Genomic DNA, 15,924 nt, shown 5'->3' with positions numbered 1-15,924 from the left:
CATTTTGTGTTAAAGTCTTCCATAAGGGACCTCCTATTTGTGATTGTTTTGTGGTGATTACAATCTTACATAAGTGAGGTCTCTTTTTCTAGGGAGTCTAGGAGCTTACACAAGAAATTTTACGCTATGAATATAAAAACTAACTTATAATATTAATTAGGTCATAATTAATATAAAGTTTGTTTCTCTTCTTTGAATTATCTTCCTCTATTAACTTCAAATCAGATAATTTCTTTAGATACTTTCTAGCTGTTGCGTCCGTTATGCCTAAAGCTCTAGCAACATCCTTTACGTTACAAAATGGATTCCTAAAGGTATATAGCCATATTTGATTAATGTAATAATTGTTCTCATTTATAATATTAATTCCTGATCTTGCTAAATTGTTTATATTCTCTACTTTTACTGATAAGGAATCGGCCATTCTTTTTGAGGCTGAAAGGAAAAAGTCTATCCATTCAAACCAATTTGGATTTTTTCCACGAACCCCATTCAAGCGATTATAGTATCTCAGCCTTTCTTTTTCCAATTCCTCACTAATGAAGAAGACTGGCTTATCAATTAGTTTATCTTGCATGCAAGTCAAAATAATTAGTATTCTTCCTAATCTCCCATTTCCATCTAAAAAAGGATGTATCGATTCGAATTGCGCATGAATAATTGCAGCCTTAATCAATGGATCGGTATTTTCATCCAAATAATTAAAATCATCAAGCTTTTCTTTTTCAAAACTAAAATGCTTTACTGAATTAATATAATATTCCAAATTGGTCATATATTCTCCGATTTTTTGAGCAGGAATTGGAATATAAACTGCGTTTTCGATTTTATTATCTGGACCGATGTGATTCTGAATTTTTCTAAATTCACCAGCAGAAGCAGACGTTCCTCTCGCTTCATTGGACATAAGTTCTTTGTGCAAACTTTTTATCATCCTAGAACTGATTGGATTTCCCTGATTGATCATTTCGATACCAACTGTTAGTGCTTTTTTATAATTAAGTACCTCTGTAATTTCTTTAGACTTCTTTTTTGAATTTGCTTGATCAATCATATCCGCAAAAGTTACTTGAGTACCTTCAATTCTAGTTGATTGAACCGACTCCTTTAATGAAAGAATTTGAAGAAGGTTATCATCGACAGGAGAGTGATTCAATTCTGAATTTAACTTACCTATCGTACTCTTGATAATAGCAATTTTTTTGTATAACGATAATTCTTCTTCTATAGACACTTTAGGTGGCAATAATTTCAGACCCTGAATTGTCATATTTTTCCTCCTCCCTTTAAGCATGATTAAGTTTATCATATTAAGATAAAAAAAGCATTATTTTTCCTTTATTTATAAGTTTTGAAAATGTTATCTAACTAATTTTCCATTGATTTAGCCTACCCTCACTCATAATTAATCCTGAATTGACCTTAGAATTGATATTTTGATTCCCTCCAGTATTAACCAAAGGGGATAATTTATTATGTGAAACCTAGATCTCCGTTTGTTCTAGTTTCCTTTTCTCCTAACCTTTCTTCAATGATATCTATCATACGATCAACATCATAGTCATTAGCAACTTCATCATTGACAGTTATATAAGTATCTCCACTCTCGCTATTAGTCACATTAGTTGCTTTAACAATCCCTGCACCAATCTCTCCTAATACTTTAGAACTTAATGGTAGGATAGCCTCTGGACCTGCTTCACCACCAACTTGAATATTTTTGCCATTAATACCAAACACTGTATGATTCATCATAATTCCTCCGTCCGCATGCTAAGAGATTCTTGGAACTTGTAGTGGAGTTAAACTAAATCGGCCGGTAATACTCAATCTAGGGAGTCGTGGTAATTTAATCTCGGGTAACGACCAACTGAAGTTGAAGAAGCCTTTATTTTTTTCAGTTGCATTCCCTACCGCATCTTTTGCAGAATTAATTTTATCTGTAATCGCTTGCTTGATACTGTTAAATATTTCCACAGCTTTATTCTTTGCGCTAGTCAATCCATTTATCATAAAGTTTTTACCGAATCGATTGTTTGCTGTGTGCCGGATTTAATGCGTTCCCACGCTTGAAACACCGTTTGTTTTACCGTCTCCCATGCACCACACCAATCACCGTTGATTAATTGCATAACTGCCTTAATGATTCCTAGAATAAAGTCCATTGCTATTTTGATTGTTTCTTGAATGATAGGCCATACCGTTTGAGTGACCCCTTGAATCAATCCCAAACTAAGCTGACCTTAGCAAAAACTTGATCCAATATTATTGAGATAAAAGTCTTTATCCAGCCCCAAACAGTATTAATCGTTTGTTTAATTAGTTCGTTGTTTTCATTCCACCAACTTGTCATTGAACTCCATATTTTCATTACAAAATCGCTGATAGATTGGATGATTGGTTGTAAAAACTCTTTTATAGCAACCCAAGTGTTTATAACAGCCTCTCTGAATTGGTCACTAGTTTCCCAGAGCTGCTTGATTACTAAAACAAAACCTACTATTGCAACTATTGTTAGAGCAATCGGAGCTATAGTAGCTAACGAGGCTTTGATAAAGCCAAAAATCGATAGTTGAGCCGCAGTTGCTACGGCTAATAACACCATAAACACCGGGGCTATGACCCCTAAGGCGGTCACCAGCAATCCCATGACAATGGCAAACTCTTTTGCGGGCTTAGGAAGCTTAGAAAACTATTCTCCAATTGATTGTAAGATATCAGCTACAACTTGGAATATCAGAGCTAGTACTTTGCCTATTTCATCTCCAAAGTCACTCATTAATAATTATAGTTTGTTTTGAGCTTTATTTAATTCACTTATTGAATCAAGTGTATCTTCATAAGTAGATTTAAGCTTCCCTGCTGCCTCATGCTGGCCTCTCGATAGGTTTCTCGCTAATTTTCAAGCTGCTTAGAAAACAATAAAATAAGAGAGACAAGCACATACAACATGTACTCATCTCTCTGGTCCAACTTCTTGGGTCACTATAATCAGTAGACTCTTTATTAGTTTAATATTGTAAATTACAGGCTAAATTATTTAATAACAACTTGATCTTGCTCTAATTCTTTTTCTGCACCCATCTTACCAGCGTAGGCAGAAATTACTAATCCCAAAACAGATCCAATGAAAGCATAGATAGAATATTTAGAAGCTTCATTCATAACATCATTTGTTGTTTCGACACCTTCGTCAATTGCTTGTTTTGTTCCACTTTCTAAGCGATTCATTTCAGTTTCAGCGCTAGCAAGTAAATATTTCGCTTGAGCTTGAGCTTCTTCATATGATTTCATAATGTGAGCTGTAGCTTCTTCTGCTTCTTCATCATTTAAATCAGTATTATCAGCAATAGCATTCGATAAAGCATCTTCATCTAAACCTTCGTCAATTGTAGCCATACGATCTTCAATGTTTGTATAAACATCTTTCATCGCTTGCTCAACAGGTTTTCCATCAACTACAACGCTTTTAGCTGCATTTTGAATATCAGTTACCGTTTCATCTAACTGATTTTGTAAATAACCTGGTTGCAACTGTTCAATTTCAGTGTCTTCTAGTAAATCTTGTACTTCTTGGTCTAAGTTCGATGTATCAAGCTGTAAGTTATCTGTTACAGCATTAAATGCTTCTTCAGATAAATTACCTGCAGCTTTTGAAACATTTCCTATTGCATCTCCAGCAGCACTAGTTGTCGCACCAAACATAGCACCAATTGTATTGAAAGTTCCTGTCACTGCTGATGAAGCCAATACTACTGCTACAATTAGGCCTGTAGCCCATGTCAGGAAACCATGAACCATACCAGCTCGGTGTGCAGTGTATCCTGCGATAAATCCTCCGCCGGCTAAACTTAAAATTAATGACACAATCGTCCAAATGATTAAGCCCATTCCAACTCCATCTAATGGATTAACAGCGGTTAAGTCAGTAGCTCCAAGTCCGATAGCTGCCCCAATTAAAGAGAACAACATGCTTAAAGCGACGAAAGTCACTAATCCAGCGAAAACGGCACGCCACGATAAGTTTTCTCCTATCCGATGATGATGTCCTATATGGTGATCATGATGTGAGGTATAAGTGTGGTTGCCAGTATCCTTAGTAGGATCCTTTACAACGACTTTACCCTGACCTCCAACAGTAGGCTCAACATTGTGCTTATCTCGTTCATTATTCATATAAATCCCTCTTTCTTAAAGTTTTAACACTCAAGGTGCTTTAAGGTACAATTTATCTTTATAGTGGTGATAAATACTATAAAATAATTGCTTTAGACAAATCGTTCTTTTAGAACTTTCCTTATCCTTAGCATACTAACTTATTTGTAAAAATTCAAATATAACGCTTCTAAAGACCAATTTAATCATAGCAATAGCGTCAGTCAATGGCTTGATGACCCAATCTAAGGTTGGATGATCGCTAAGATTCCAAGCGATCATTTCAGAGTTAAATAAATCCATAATAGGGCTTAAATAAGCAGAATTTTTCCCTAATTTAACTTTCAGTTGCCATTCATTTTACACTAAAGCGACGATTGAGGTGGTTGGGAGCATTTGTTCCCACAGTGCCTTCGTAAGAGCTATAGCGACGTGACTCCGCAGAATTTTGTACGTTTCAAGCTGAGCTTACCCCTGATTCGTAAAACTTTTCTTAGGGCTAATTTTTTGATGGCATGTTTTGTATAATTAAGCTTTAATTCATCGATAACCAAGAGTATATGTGTCAAGAAGAAAAGAAAAGGAGACCAAGCAACCATTAGTTGCTTAATCTCCTTGGATAGCATCAACCCTATTTGACATAAAGCCAATTTATATAAAATTACTCACCAGTAACTTCTTTTGATAACTCAATTGCGATATCGGTAGTGTCTTCAATCTCATGTTTTAAATTGGCGAAACTTTCAAGAATTTCTTCAAATGATTGTCCGATTTCTTCTTTTAATTCATTAGCTGAATGAGCTAAGACTTCTTTAAAATCAGAATCATCATTTTGATTAGCAAGAGAATGCTGCGTTTCTTCAATTGAACTAAATAATTGATTTTTCAAGTTTGTTAGAGAAAATTTTAATTCTTCTGCCGTTTCTGAAAAAGATACTTTAGCATCTTCACTTGCTAAAGCAGCAACATCAGATAACTCTTGACCCTTTTTAAGAGCAAGCTCTTTATAAGAAGCCAATTGATCGCGCGCTTCCACACTCGATTCTGATAATTTCTTACGATACTCCTCTGTTTTTTCAGGGTATAGATAATTAACTACCGCATAGGCACCTGCAAGACCTGCTACCATACCGATAACTGTTTTTAATTTGGTCATATTTTTTCCACTCCTTAAATCTTTTTTAAGAAGAATTCATTTTAAAGACCTTCTTAATACATAAATATTAACAGATAAAGCCTTTTCACTCAAGAAATCTGCTTAAAAATACACCCCTAAACTACCTAAGGGATGCAGGATGTCTGAAAATAAGCTTAACGCTTATTTTTATTGCCTTTGTATACCATTGCAATACCACCGATTAAAGCAATCGCTGCGATCACGATCAAAAACCAAGTAGCCATTTCGCCTGTTTGTGGTAACATTTTTCTACCTCATTTCTAAATGATATATTAATTTTACACTAACTTATAATAAAAGAAAAGCCGAGATTAAAACCTCGACTTAAACTCTTAATGATACATTTCCTGATATTTAGCCAATTCAGCTTCATTACAATAAATGTAGTGTTCTGGGAGTACTTCACGTACTTTTGGTATATCAGTTGAATAATCATGCATTTCAGGATCATAAACTTTCAATTTAACTTTACGAGCAAGCTCTGGGTCTGGAATAGGTACAGCAGAAAGTAAAGCTTGTGTATAAGGATGAATTGGATTACGGAATAATTCTTCAGTTTCCGCAACTTCAAGAATACGACCATTACGAATTACTGCTATTCTATCAGAAATATAACGTACGACTGATAAGTCATGAGCAATAAAAATATAAGTTAAGCCATTCTCACGTTGGAATTTACGGAGTAAGTTAAGAACTTGCGCCCGAACAGAAACATCTAAAGATGAGATCGGCTCATCTGCAATAACAAGTTCTGGTTCCATAATAAGAGCTCGAGCAATCCCAATACGTTGACGTTGTCCACCTGAGAACTCATGAGGATAACGATACATATGCTCAGATAAAAGTCCAACTTCTTTAAGCATATTCTCAACTTTTTGCAAGCGATCTTCTTCATCTTTAAATAAATTAAAGTTATAAAGGCCTTCTGAGATAATATACTCTACTGTTGCACGGTCATTCAAAGAGGCAGAGGGATCTTGAAAGACCATTTGAATGTCACCAATTAATTCCTTGCGGTCTTTTTCAGATAATTTAGTATTAATTCTTTTACCTTTAAAGAGAATTTCTCCTCCTGAAGTTTTATTAATACCATTAATTGCACGACCAATAGTTGTTTTACCAGATCCAGACTCACCTACTAATGATAAGGTTTCTCCTTTAAATACATGGAAAGTGGCATCTTTAACAGCAACGAACTTGTCTTTGCCTTCACCAAAAGTGATTTCAAGGTCGTTTACTTCAACTAATTTTTCTCTATTTTTCTCCATTTGCTAACTCCTCTCTAAGAGCTGCATCTGCACCATGAACTTTCTTCAATTTTTCATGAAGGTTATGAATAACAGATGGTTTTTCAGCTTCCGGTGCTCGAGGATCTAGTAACCATGTTTTAGCGTAGTGAGTGTCTGAAACTTTAAACATAGGTGGTTCAGCTTCATAGTCAATTTGCATTGCATAAGGACTACGTGGAGCAAAAGCATCTCCTTCAATTTTTGTATAAAGAGAAGGTGGTGTACCTGCAATTGAGAATAGATCTTCTTCCGGATTTGATAATTGTGGTAATGATGATAAAAGTGCCCATGTGTAAGGATGTCTTGGGTCATAGAAGATATCTTCTACTGTTCCTGTTTCAATGACTTGTCCCGCATACATTACTGCAACACGGTCAGCAATTTGAGCCACTACACCCAAGTCATGAGTAATGAAGATAGTTGTAAATTCATATTCTTTTTGTAAATCTTTTAGTAATCTTAGAATTTGAGCTTGAATAGTAACATCTAAAGCAGTCGTTGGTTCATCACAAATCAATACTTTAGGACGACATGCCAATGCAATTGCAATGACAATACGTTGACGCATTCCACCTGAATATTCAAATGGATAATCGTCAAAGCGTTTTTCAGCATTACGAATACCAACCCGTTCCATCAAGTCGATAGCAATTTGTTTAGCTTCGGACTGTGAAGCCCCACGATGTTTGGTGATCACTTCGGTTATTTGTGTTCCGATAGTTAAGACTGGGTTTAAGGATGTCATTGGATCTTGGAAAATTGTTGCCATTTCTTTACCACGATATTTTAACCATTGTTTTGGGGAATTAAAGTTTTGTAGCTCTTCACCTTTATATATTATTTTCCCTTCTGGAATACTACCATTTTTTTCAAGCATTCCTGTAAAAGTTTTCGTGAGAACAGATTTACCTGACCCAGATTCCCCTACTAACGCCAAAACTTCTCCCTCATAAAGATCTAAATCAATACCACGAATAGCTGTTAACTGCGCATCACGCACTGCAAATTTAACAACCAGATCTCTAATTTCTAATATCTTTTTCTTCTCTGTCATTTCAATGTCCTCCTATATATGATTCTTAGGATCAGTTGCATCAGCTAATGCTTGACCCACAATGTAAAGAGAAACTGAAATCAAGGCAAGAACAGACACAGGTATCCAGAACAAGTAGGGCTTAGAAGCGATATTTGTGGAATATTTTTGAATTAAACCACCTAACGAAACAATGTCGGCAGACAATCCAACCCCAATAAAGGATAGGAAAGTTTCTGTCGCTATAAAACCAGGCAATATTCTGGAAACATCTGTAGTTATAATGGAGGTCAAGTAAGGTAAGATATTCTTAAATATCATACGATTAGCTGGAGTCCCTAAAGTCCTAGACGCTAGGTTATATTCCCGATCTCGCATAATCATTACTTGTACACGAATAAAGTATGCCGTAAAAATCCATGAAGTGAGGGTCATTGCAAAAAGTAAATTCCAAAATCCATTACCTAAAGAATAAGCTAATACCATAATGATTAATAATGTAGGAATATTACCGAATATATTGTAGACTTCAAGCATGAAAACGTCAATCTTTTGCGACATTCCCCAGAAAGCACCTACAATTACACCGATAACAGTGGTAATTAGAGTTGCTAAAACAGTAATTGAAATAGACGTTTTCGCTCCAGACCAAGTAGCATCAAAAAGAGATTGTCCGTTTGCATCTGTCCCAAACCAATGTTCACTATTTGGTTCAATATAGCGTGCAGATAAATCATTTATTTTTTCTGCATTCATCGGGTCATATCCAGAGAACATTGGTTGAATAAATGACATCAAAATAATGACCAACATCAAAATAAGAAAGAAGATAGCTACTTTATTTCTCCCAAAAGTTCTCCAAACCGATTGCCAATAAGAGTATTTTGGCGAATCAATTTTTTCTGCTTCAACATCATTGGTTTCTACAAAACGAAACGAAGCATCATTAATTTTTGGTTGTACTTCCATTATTTATCCTCCTTCACTTCTAGGCGGATACGAGGATCCACAAGAGTCATGGCGATATCACCTAATAAGATTGATAAGACCCCTAATACTGAGAATATGAAAATTAAGCCAACAGCAATTGGGTTATTGTGAGAAAGAATTGCATCTGGCAGCATTTTACCCATTCCAGGAATAGCGAATACTTGCTCAGTAATTGTGGCTCCAGCAATCGAAAAGATTATTGCTCCTGGGATTCCATTAACAATTGGGATTATCGCATTTTTAAAGATATGCTTACGCGAGATTTCTGATTCGCTCAAACCTTTAGATCTAGCAAATTTTACATAGTCAGATGATTGTTGATCAACCATATAACGTCGAATCCACATTACAGTACCAGAAAGTGACAACAAAGCTAAAACGACAATTGGCATTATATAGGATTTGATATTCTCTGGTCCTAAGATTGGAAATAGGTCTGGTAAACCAAAGAACTTATTCCCCACAAAACGACCAAAGAAAATGAAAGCAACTGAAGGTACTGAGATTAAAAGTGTGATAAAGGCTGTTCCTAATTTATCAACCCATTGTCCTTTATATCGAGCCATCAACATAGCCATTGGTATTCCAATCAAATACATTAAAAATATTGCCGTTACACCGTTCCTAAAGGAAATCATCATCATAGACGGATCTTCATTATTAGATTCTGCGCCCGCATAATTTGACCCTTCAAACATTCTCTTCTCAGTTAATGAGAGTTCAGATGTTGGTTTATAATAACGTGTGTAGGGGTTAATAGCTGATTTAAAAGATTTCCCATCTGGCATAATAATTTCTTCCGTTACAGGACGTCCTTGTTTATTTGTAATCACATCTATAACTGGCTTACCAGCAAATGTTGGGTATGAAACTCCTAAATTTAATTTGAAAATATTTTGATGAATGAATGGGAATTTTTTATTGAAATAAATTTGATAATAGTATTTAGTTCCTGAGCCAGTTAGTGCCCAACCGACTGTCTTATCATGGGTAATTTGATATCCACGTTTTAGATCTGGATTTTCTGGATCTTTAACTCGCCAAGGATGATCGACTTGAATTAGGTTTTTATAAAAATTAAAAACTCTGGCACCAATAGAGATGTCATCAGTGGCAAAGTAACCTCCACTAATTGGAAGTTGCCCTATTTCCCACTCTTTATTATCTTTACTCCACTTTTCTATAATTGCTTGATTCTCTGGACTTTCAACATTGGTAAATTCAGGATAATCTTTCTGAACTTCCTCTTGAAAGTCTCTTTGATTTAAATAATGAAGGTAGCCCATTCGGTCAAAAGCACTATTTTGATATTCTAGAAGTTGGTCAGGTTGTGATTTTAATTTACTAATCGCAGGGTCATCCTTGAAGATTGAATTTCTCGGCACCAATGAAAAAATGGCTAAATACACTAAGGTAGTAACCATAAAGATCGAAAAAAGTGACCGAAGAATTCGTTTGAATATATATTTTTTCATTTGAATCCTCCTATAATAAATGAAAAAGGCTAATTTCTCAGCCTTTTTCATCTAAGATTACATTTTCTTTTGACTATTCAGCCGCTTCTTCAGTTTCTTCAGCTGATTCGTCCATCATTTCTTCTTCAGTTTCTTCAGCTGATTCATCCATCATCTCTTCTTCAGATTCTTCACCTTCTACAGCCTCTTCGCCTTCTGCAGATTCAGAAGCTGACTCGTCACTTTCTTCTTCTTTAGTAGAGCTGCTTGAAAGACTGGATGCATCAAGTTTGTTTGCTGACCAATCATCATAAGCTGCCTGCCATTGTTCTTTAGATACTGGTTCAGATTGAACTTTCAAGAATTTGAAACGTTGAGCTCCAGTACCGGCAAATGCATATGGTGCTGAGAATGGAACTATGTTAGTAACACGTAACTGAGATCCTCCGGCACGGATTGGCAAGGCAATCGCTGCATCTGTTAACCAAGCTTGCGCTTTTGCATACGCATCATAACGAGCATCTAAATCATCAGTAATTGCTGCTGCCGCATTGACTAATTCGGCATATTCGAACAACCCTGAAGCTTCACGTGCTTCTGCATATGGATCTTCTTGTCCTTCTTTAAGGAGTGGATCAAATCCAATTGGCACTAAGAATGTACCGTTTGTTGGTAAATAGATATCTAAGAAAGTAGATGGGTCTAAGTAGTCAGGAATCCATCCAGATTCATTAGTAATATCATAATCTACTTCTGCAGCAACAGTAGCATTAAATGTTGAAGCAAGATATGTATCTTGATTGAGTAACACAGGGTTAATTATAACATTTTCAGCACCTAAAGAGTCTTCAATAGAAGCTTTCATAGATTTAGCTAAGTTCACTGATCTTGGAATAGATTCAAGAACTGGTAAATCTAATTGAATAGGCCATTCTACACCTTCTAATTCTGATTTAGCTTGTTCAATAAGTTTAGCAGCTTTTTCAGGGTTATAGAAAGCATCCTGACCATCTTCTAAATTAATACCTTCATATAATTCAGGGTTCATTTCTTCTAAGTGGCGTTCAACAGCTTCACCAAATGACTCGCCATTTACCATAGCAAAGTCCGGAGCAACTAATGTGTTACGGATATCTGTATCAGCAAACTCTTCACCAAAATCTTGAGTCATATAGGTATGCTTATCAAAACCAAACATGATAGCTTGACGGAAAGCTTTATTTAAAACAGCCGCATGTGTATCTTCATGTTGCTTGTCATTTTCTTTGCCGGTTGCTTCATGCTTAATACGGTTTAAGTTAAATTGTAGTAAGAATGATGAACCTGGACGTTGAGCTTGAGTGATATACTCACCAAATTCTTTTTGTACATCTTCATAAATTGGAAGCGTAGGATTTACACCAAATGCTGATGCTGCCCCATCCTTATAGAGTCGATAGAACACTTCTGGGTCGGAGTTATCATTATAGGTATACTGTACTGAATCAATAAATACGTTTTCTAAATCCCAATAAGATTCATTCTTAACATATTCGATTTGGGATTTTGCAGTTAAGTTAGCTAAAACGAATGGTCCGTTATAAAGAATTGAAGCAGGGTCTAATGAACCAAAATCTTCTCCAACAGAATCTAAAAATTCTTGATTGATTGGATATAAAATACCATATGTTGTTTTTGAGTTGAAATATGGCTCTGGTCTTTCAAGTGTATATTCAAGGGTATAATCATCAACCGCTTTAACTCCGACTTCTTCAAAGTCAGTAATCTTACCGTTGATATAATCATTCAAGCCTTTGATTGAGTATTGAACAATTGGTAACATTTCTGACTGAACCTCTACAGCGTGTTTTAAACCAGTTACGAAGTCATGAGCAGTTGTTTCAGCCACTTCGTTACCGTTGTTATCTACCCACATAACTCCTGGACGGATTTTATAAGTATAGACTAAACCATCCTCAGAAACTTCATGGGATTCAGCAGCTGCAGGAATGTAGTTTCCATATCGATCATTTTCATATAAACTTTCAATAAAGTTTGTTCCGTGGTTCGTGTTAATATCACGCATTGAGAATGTATAGTCTAAAGTAGTAGGGTCAGTTAGATAAGTCGTTTTATATTCTGGAACCAAGTCCCCAACTACATCTGATTGCGCTGAAGCTAACATCGGAACTACTGCGGAACCGAGCGTCAAAGCAGTTACAAAAGAAACAACTACTTTTCTTAACGATTTCTTCATTAATTTTCCTCCTTAAAAATGTACAAAGCGACAAACAATAAAGTTTTTCTGAGTATACTTCCCTCACTTTCAAAAACTGTAATTGCTTACATTTTACCAATTAGTGAAAACGCTGTCAAGCCATTTGATTTTAAAGTTTAAGTCTTGCAGCGATTGTAAGTCAGTTTACTTTGTTTTAGTATGAAATAGAAAGAGCAAAACTAGAACGGTTGATTCTTTCTAATCATTCCTAAGAGGGTGTAGAAAATGTTATCGTTTTCTCACTCCTGTCCTTAATATTAAACAATCTTCCAAACAATTTCCGTATTAGTTTGATTAGAATTTGATTTGAAAAGCGCTGCATCTTCTAATAATCTCAACTAAGATTAGCGATGGTTAGCGATTAATCAAACTTTACTATCTATATATTCTCACAAAGCAATAAACTAATAACTATAATTATATAATTTATCAAAATTTAGTTAATAATATACCTATTGGGTTATTACCCCTTCTTTAATTGACGGGTGTAGTTTAGTAAAAAGGCTGATACTATACTACCTATTAACCAAGATAGAATATACATGATTGGGTTGCTTACCCCACCTGCTGCTATCGCAAAAACACCTCCATGAGGAACTAAGCTAACACATTCAAAAGCCATTGAAAGTGCACCGGCTAAACCTGCACCTAAGGCTAGACAAGGAATAACGCGTAAAGGGTCAGCCGCTGCAAAAGGTATTGCTCCCTCGGTAATAAAGCTAGCTCCCATGGCATAATTCACATAGGCCGAAGATCTTTCTTGTTTTGACCACACTTTTGGTTTAATCGTAGCGGCTAAGGCAATAGCCATAGGCGGAACCATTCCACCAACCATTACTGCCGCCATAACATCTGAACCCGCCCCTTGAGCTTGAGTGACTAGAGCTGTTCCTGTAACATAAGCAGCCTTATTAATGGGGCCTCCCATATCAATAGACATCATAGCTGCTACTGCAAATCCTAATACAATGCCCCATTCTCTTGGAATTGATTCAATCGCATTCATTAATCCCGTCATCACCGCACCCATCGGACCATTCACTACAAATAGCATTAGCAGACCTATCATTAGAATACCCAGAACTGGGAATATGAAGATTGCCTTCATACCCTCAAGGGTTTTAGGCATCCACTTGAAGGCAATTTGCAGTCCTCTTATAATAGCGCCTGCTAAGAAACCCGCTATCAGAGCGCCAAGAAAACCAGAGGGTACTAGATTTTCAAAAATGCCTTGTGGTGCATAAGCAGCTAAAACACCAGGATTAGCAAAAATCCCACCCATTAATCCAACTATTAGTCCTGGACGATCTGCAATTGATTGACCGATAAATCCAGATAAAATTGGTAGCATCATGGCAAAAGACATTCCACCAATTGTTTTTAGTATTTGAGCAAATACACTATAGTCTGAACTACTTGGGTCAGCAGAATTTATACCCCAGAAGAAAGAAAGTGCAATCAAAATCCCACCGGCCACAACGAATGGAAGCATATGAGAAACGCCATTCATTAAATGTTTGTAGAATTGACGACCGATTGATTCTTTCTCACCAGAATCTTCTATCTCATTTACCTTTTCTCCCTTAGCGTGAAAGATAGGAGCGTCGAGACGAACGGCCCTATTTATTAATTCATCGGCCTTATTAATTCCATCTGAAACTTTAGTAATGATAACCGGCTTGCCATCAAATCGATTCATTTCAACCTGTTTATCTGCCGCTACGATAATTGCATCGGCCTTTTTAATATCCGCTTGATTAAGTTTGTTACCGATACCGGCTTGCCCGTTTGTTTCCACTTTAATACTGATCCCAGCTTTTTTAGCTGCTTCTTTTAACTTTTCTTCAGCCATAAAGGTGTGTGCTATCCCTGTTGGACAAGCAGTAACTGCTAAAATATAAGTATCTGATGATTCAGAAATTATATTTTTTTCACTTTTAGCTTGAGCTGTTTCTTTTAAATCTGCTTCTTCAGAAAATAAATCAACCACTTCATGGGCATTCTTAACAGACATCAGTTGATCAATCATTCCTTCTTCCATCAATTTTTTTGACAAGGAAGCAATTGCCTTCAGATGCTCATTTGATGAGTTTTTTGGCATTAAAATCATAAAAATTAAGTGAACATCTTTTTCATCTAAAGCTTGCCAATTAATGCCTGCTTGGGAACGCGCAAAAATAATAATTGGCGTTTTTACCGTTGATGATTGAGCATGCGGCATGGCCACACCGTTACCAACTCCAGTGGTTGAGAGTTGCTCTCTTGCTTGTAGCGATTGAAATAATTCTTTTGGATCCGTTACTCCTCCGACTTGATCGAAATTATTAACAAGACTCTTTAAAGCCTCTGATTTATTACGAACAATTAGATCAAGATCCATCACTTCAATATTTAATAATTCTGACAGCTGCATAACTTTTCCTCCTAAAGTTCTTGTATTTTGATTTTATCTACTAAAGAGTCCATTAACTTTCGCTCAGCTATACCTAAAGAAAAAGCTGTTGCCGCACCAGCAGCCGTTCCCACCTTTAAGGCATTCTTAAACGACTTTGAAGATTGGTATTCAGCCATAAAGCCTGCTAACATCGAATCGCCTGCTCCCACAGAATTAACCAATTTTCCTGGAGCTGACTTGGATCGATAAATTTTACTATCGCTAGTTAACAATATAGCTCCGTCAGCCCCTAGGGATACTAATACATTTTGAGCACCTTGTTGCTGTAAACGTTTGGCATATTTTATGACATCCTTGTCCGTGTGAATAACTGAATTGAAAATATCAGCCAATTCTTGTTGATTGGGTTTAATTAAAAAGGGACGATAGGTTAAGCATGATGTTACTAATTCCCGGTTTGAATCTAATATGAAATTGACCTGGGTTTTTTGGCACAGTTCGCCTATCCTTTCGTAATCTTTCGCTTCCATACCTGGAGCTAAATTCCCTGATAAAAATACGGTATCACCTTTTTTTAATTTTTGCTTTAATTGACTAAAGAACGCCTCATATTGAGGTCTCAATATTTTAGGACCTTTGGCATTTAGTTCTGTTTCTTTCTTACTTTTCAGCTTCACATTGATACGTGTTTGACCATTCACTTCAATAAAATCATGTGCAATCGAATGTTTTTTTAATAAATTGGTTAAATAATTCCCAGTGAACCCACCCATAAATCCCAAGGCACAAGAAGCTATTCCAAACTCTGACAATAATAGTGAGACATTTAAACCCTTACCTCCAATAAGATAGGTTTCTGAATCTATACGATTTAATGCTCCTTCCTTGAAGTCCCTGGTCTCTATAAAATAATCGAGGGCTGGATTAAAGGTTATAGTGTAATTCATAGACTCCCCCCTTAAAAATATATTAGTTAACGAACAAAATTTTAAAGTTGCTTTAAGTAAGCGTTTCCTGATTAATGTTTACATTATAGAAAAACTTTACCTTTGTTTCAATATTTCATATAAATTTTATTTATAAAGCTAGAAAAAAAGCAACTAGCCTATGCTAGTTGCACAGACTGAAGACAAACCCTTTGTGAGTTAATCTCAAATAAAGGGGTTGTCTTTAT

The 15,924-nt window shown here is 36.0% G+C and carries 14 protein-coding genes; all 14 read right to left on the bottom strand.

Translation table 11 applies throughout. The annotated features are described in order from the left end of the window. Positions 1-139: 139 nt before the first annotated feature. A complete protein-coding gene (locus ACQV2X_RS07985; RefSeq protein ID WP_428894403.1) occupies positions 140-1,270 on the bottom strand; it encodes a Fic family protein in 1,131 nt (376 codons plus the stop codon). A 203-nt stretch (positions 1,271-1,473) separates the two neighbouring features. Beyond that, positions 1,474-1,755, bottom strand: a complete 282-nt coding sequence (locus tag ACQV2X_RS07980; RefSeq protein WP_428894402.1) for a hypothetical protein — start codon at positions 1,753-1,755, stop codon at positions 1,474-1,476. 254 nt (positions 1,756-2,009) lie between these two features. Then, a complete protein-coding gene (locus ACQV2X_RS07975) occupies positions 2,010-2,231 on the bottom strand; it encodes a hypothetical protein (RefSeq protein ID WP_428893457.1) in 222 nt (73 codons plus the stop codon). Next, positions 2,222-2,611, bottom strand: coding sequence for a phage tail protein (locus ACQV2X_RS07970; protein WP_428894401.1), 390 nt, complete (start codon positions 2,609-2,611; stop codon positions 2,222-2,224). Before ACQV2X_RS07970 ends, ACQV2X_RS07975 begins: the two co-directional genes overlap by 10 nt. Before the next feature lie 425 nt (positions 2,612-3,036). Further along, positions 3,037-4,176, bottom strand: coding sequence for a hypothetical protein (locus ACQV2X_RS07965; protein ID WP_428874959.1), 1,140 nt, complete (start codon positions 4,174-4,176; stop codon positions 3,037-3,039). 640 nt (positions 4,177-4,816) lie between these two features. Further along, positions 4,817-5,311, bottom strand: a complete 495-nt coding sequence (locus ACQV2X_RS07960) for a hypothetical protein (protein ID WP_428874436.1) — start codon at positions 5,309-5,311, stop codon at positions 4,817-4,819. 155 nt (positions 5,312-5,466) lie between these two features. Further along, entirely contained in the window at positions 5,467-5,577 is a 111-nt protein-coding gene (locus tag ACQV2X_RS07955) for an LPXTG cell wall anchor domain-containing protein (protein WP_428874437.1), read from the bottom strand. 87 nt (positions 5,578-5,664) lie between these two features. After that, entirely contained in the window at positions 5,665-6,600 is a 936-nt protein-coding gene (locus ACQV2X_RS07950; RefSeq protein ID WP_428874438.1) for an ATP-binding cassette domain-containing protein, read from the bottom strand. Continuing rightward, complete coding sequence (locus ACQV2X_RS07945) at positions 6,587-7,675, bottom strand: ABC transporter ATP-binding protein (protein WP_428874439.1); 1,089 nt, start codon at positions 7,673-7,675, stop codon at positions 6,587-6,589. Before ACQV2X_RS07945 ends, ACQV2X_RS07950 begins: the two co-directional genes overlap by 14 nt. Positions 7,676-7,687: 12 nt before the next feature. Continuing rightward, positions 7,688-8,623: an oligopeptide ABC transporter permease OppC gene (oppC, locus tag ACQV2X_RS07940; RefSeq protein WP_428874440.1), complete on the bottom strand. Its 936-nt coding sequence runs from the start codon at positions 8,621-8,623 to the stop codon at positions 7,688-7,690. Further along, positions 8,623-10,119 carry an ABC transporter permease gene (locus ACQV2X_RS07935; RefSeq protein ID WP_428874441.1) on the bottom strand — a complete coding sequence of 499 codons (1,497 nt, stop codon included), beginning with the start codon at positions 10,117-10,119 and terminating at the stop codon, positions 8,623-8,625. The genes oppC and ACQV2X_RS07935 overlap by 1 nt, the downstream gene beginning before the upstream one ends. Positions 10,120-10,192: 73 nt before the next feature. Continuing rightward, positions 10,193-12,334: a peptide ABC transporter substrate-binding protein gene (locus ACQV2X_RS07930; RefSeq protein WP_428894400.1), complete on the bottom strand. Its 2,142-nt coding sequence runs from the start codon at positions 12,332-12,334 to the stop codon at positions 10,193-10,195. A gap of 484 nt (positions 12,335-12,818) precedes the next feature. Beyond that, on the bottom strand, positions 12,819-14,768 hold the full coding sequence (locus ACQV2X_RS07925) for a PTS fructose transporter subunit IIABC (protein ID WP_428891984.1): 1,950 nt from the start codon (positions 14,766-14,768) through the stop codon (positions 12,819-12,821). An 11-nt stretch (positions 14,769-14,779) separates the two neighbouring features. Continuing rightward, on the bottom strand, positions 14,780-15,697 hold the full coding sequence (gene pfkB / locus ACQV2X_RS07920) for a 1-phosphofructokinase (RefSeq protein WP_428874444.1): 918 nt from the start codon (positions 15,695-15,697) through the stop codon (positions 14,780-14,782). Positions 15,698-15,924: the final 227 nt, after the last annotated feature.

The sequence above is a fragment of the Facklamia sp. P12945 genome (assembly GCF_050409485.1).
In the GTDB taxonomy this organism is placed as follows: domain Bacteria; phylum Bacillota; class Bacilli; order Lactobacillales; family Aerococcaceae; genus Facklamia.
Note: the sequence above shows the minus strand (reverse complement) of the source record. Positions and strands in the feature narration are given on the sequence as shown.

Coding starts and splice junctions, on each gene's coding strand:
- pfkB (WP_428874444.1), bottom strand. CDS start 15,697: ATGAATTACACTATAACCTTTAATCCAGCCCTCGATTATTTTATAGAG.
- ACQV2X_RS07960 (WP_428874436.1), bottom strand. CDS start 5,311: ATGACCAAATTAAAAACAGTTATCGGTATGGTAGCAGGTCTTGCAGGT.
- ACQV2X_RS07985 (WP_428894403.1), bottom strand. CDS start 1,270: ATGACAATTCAGGGTCTGAAATTATTGCCACCTAAAGTGTCTATAGAA.
- oppC (WP_428874440.1), bottom strand. CDS start 8,623: ATGGAAGTACAACCAAAAATTAATGATGCTTCGTTTCGTTTTGTAGAA.
- ACQV2X_RS07945 (WP_428874439.1), bottom strand. CDS start 7,675: ATGACAGAGAAGAAAAAGATATTAGAAATTAGAGATCTGGTTGTTAAA.
- ACQV2X_RS07950 (WP_428874438.1), bottom strand. CDS start 6,600: ATGGAGAAAAATAGAGAAAAATTAGTTGAAGTAAACGACCTTGAAATC.
- ACQV2X_RS07930 (WP_428894400.1), bottom strand. CDS start 12,334: ATGAAGAAATCGTTAAGAAAAGTAGTTGTTTCTTTTGTAACTGCTTTG.
- ACQV2X_RS07965 (WP_428874959.1), bottom strand. CDS start 4,176: ATGAATAATGAACGAGATAAGCACAATGTTGAGCCTACTGTTGGAGGT.
- ACQV2X_RS07935 (WP_428874441.1), bottom strand. CDS start 10,119: ATGAAAAAATATATATTCAAACGAATTCTTCGGTCACTTTTTTCGATC.
- ACQV2X_RS07925 (WP_428891984.1), bottom strand. CDS start 14,768: ATGCAGCTGTCAGAATTATTAAATATTGAAGTGATGGATCTTGATCTA.
- ACQV2X_RS07980 (WP_428894402.1), bottom strand. CDS start 1,755: ATGATGAATCATACAGTGTTTGGTATTAATGGCAAAAATATTCAAGTT.
- ACQV2X_RS07955 (WP_428874437.1), bottom strand. CDS start 5,577: ATGTTACCACAAACAGGCGAAATGGCTACTTGGTTTTTGATCGTGATC.